2 protein-coding genes are annotated in these 2542 nt (G+C 41.6%); both read right to left on the reverse strand.

The window, feature by feature from the left end; genetic code table 11:
- Positions 1-281: 281 nt before the first annotated feature.
- Positions 282-1433 carry an IS91 family transposase gene (locus tag WKT17_RS16120; RefSeq protein ID WP_173724759.1) on the reverse strand — a complete coding sequence of 384 codons (1152 nt, stop codon included), beginning with the start codon at positions 1431-1433 and terminating at the stop codon, positions 282-284.
- Positions 1426-2277: a tyrosine-type recombinase/integrase gene (locus WKT17_RS16125; protein WP_173724758.1), complete on the reverse strand. Its 852-nt coding sequence runs from the start codon at positions 2275-2277 to the stop codon at positions 1426-1428. The genes WKT17_RS16120 and WKT17_RS16125 overlap by 8 nt, the downstream gene beginning before the upstream one ends.
- Positions 2278-2542 lie beyond the last annotated feature (265 nt).

The raw sequence follows: 2542 nt of genomic DNA on the forward strand, positions 1-2542 counted from the left end.
AAATTCTTTAGGTTAGAATCGATGATGGGGTAAACGAAAAAGCAGTTTTGGCATTCCAGTGAACTGCCCCTTCGTTTACACCATTTTCGATTTGACCTAATTGAACAAAGTGAGCGTCCGGGTAGCTACTACCTATGGACTTTCAATCTTTTGTTCTTACCCATGATTATACAGGAGTTCCTGTGCAGAAGCTACAGAAATCAAGTGTTTTCAGATAAATTAGGTACGACAACAAAACCTCAAGCTTTGAGGCTTTAGAAAATGTATGAAAGAATAAGATTTTAACATCTTTGTGGTATTCGAAGCTGTGGTTTTCCAAGATGCCCACCACAGGATTTACACACACAAATATTTATTTCATAAAGCTGTTTTAATATTTCCGGCATCTCCTTACCTCGAAGCTTCGAGAGATACTTTTGGCATCCAAGGAGATTCCGGCATAAAGTAAGCTTCTTGTGTTTGCTACGGGAACAAAGAAGTCCGTAATGCCGAATCCTGACAAAACGTTTTGGCGGTACATGCATCAGAAACCGTCGTATAAATTCAACACCAGAAAGGGTCAGTTCTTTCCATTGTCCTTTGTTCCGGTAATCTTTTACAGAAAAAGTAACGTTTTCATCGTCCATACAGATGATGCGGTGATTGCTGATGGCAATCCTATGGGTATACTTTCCAAGGTAGTCAATCACAGACTGTGCGCCGTTAAAAGTTTTCTTACAATAAGGAATCCATTCCGCATCATAACAGAAATCAATCAGTTCTTTGAACGCATAATGGTTACTGTATTTTTCGGCAGTTCCATGAAACTTAAGTTGATTCGTATTCCAGAGATTTTTCAACTCATCCATATATTTTCCACGAAAGACTTTGGAGATAGCCCATATAGGAAGAAAAAACTCAGTACCGTTGTCTTTCCATTCGTTTTTGGATGTCAGACCACCGCCGAGCAGTATTGTATGGATATGGGGATGAAAGTTCATTTCAGATCCCCATGTATGCAGGATGCAGATATAGCCGACATCAGCACCAAGGTGCTTTGGGTCAGCAGTCAGTTCACTGATTGTAGCAGAAGCTGCATGATACAGGGTGTCATATAACAGTTTCTGATTATTGTAAATGATTGGATTCAGAATGTCAGGAACTGTAAATACCAAGTGGAAGTAGGGTGCATCAAGCACATCCTCTTTGCGGGCATCCATCCACATTTCCTTTGGAACAGCCTGACACATGGGACAACAACGGTTGCGGCAGGAATTATAGTGAATCTGAACAGCACCACAGTCTTCACATACACTGACGTTTGCACCATAGGCTCCGGTTTTGCAGTTCAAGATGTTCCGGGCAACTTTTGCCTGTTCCGGAGAAGGAGAATACTTTTCAAGGTATGCCGAATAAAAACACCGGAAAATATCCTGAACGGTGGGCTTATTCATAATCAGCACCTTCTTTCCTGTCAAAGGGACTTTGGATTCCCATGAGGGATTTGTTGCTGACATGAAGATAAACTTCCGTGGATTTTGGGTCACGGTGTCCAAGCAGTGCCTGAATATTCTGCCGTTCTACTCCCTGCTCCATCAGATGAGTTGCAAAGCTATGACGGAGACAGTGTGGAGTTGCTTTCTTTGGAAGTTCAGCATCGGATACTGCCCGTCGCATCACTTGCTCCAGTGTACTGACTGTCAGGTAATTACCAGTAAATTTATTAGGAAACAGGATCCCACGGGGACGTCCTTTCTCAAACCAGTATTGTGTAAGGATATCCAGACACCGTTTAGAAAGAATTGTATAGCGGTCCATCCTGTTCTTCGTATCCCGGACATGGATCTGCATATTTGAACGGGAAATATCATCATAATGAAGGTGGATCACTTCAGAAACCCGCATCCCGGAAGAATACATCGTTGCAAACATGGCTCTATATTTGATATCATCAACAGCTTCTAATAGACGGTCTATTTCATCAACAGTCAGTACGGTCGGAAGCTTGTGTTCCAGAATCATACGTGGAACTGTGATATCATCCCAAAGGATATGCAGGACATTCCGATAGAAAAAACGGATAGCCGAATTATAAAGGTTCAGAGTTGTGGCTCTTAGTCCTTCCTCTTTTTTGGCAAGCAAAAAATTTCTGACATCCTGGCAGGTAAGTTCTTCAGGGGGCTTCGCTTGATATTTCAGAAAGTAAGAAACATAGTTTTTATAGCAGTTGATGGAACGCTCTTTGAGGTTACGGATTTTTCCGGCTTCCTCAAGCTGTTCTAAATATTTTTCATACATAATAAAATCCTCCATGTAAAATCAGTAGTAATCAAAACACTGCTTTACACGGAGGTGCATTTGGGTCATAAAACCGCTTGCCAACCAAGCGGAAGGGTGGTATTCTTTTCATAGGCAGTGGGAAGGTCGATCCTGTTTGATTGTTATTTTGTGGTGATTTAACAATACTACTTTTAGGACTTGCTTTCCACTGTTTTTTATTATAGAAAACAGAAAATCGCTATGCCACAGCCTTGGCAGGCCATCGCGCAGCGATTTTGTTCAA

The organism is Blautia sp. HCN-20427, assembly GCF_037890365.1.
GTDB lineage: Bacteria > Bacillota > Clostridia > Lachnospirales > Lachnospiraceae > Blautia.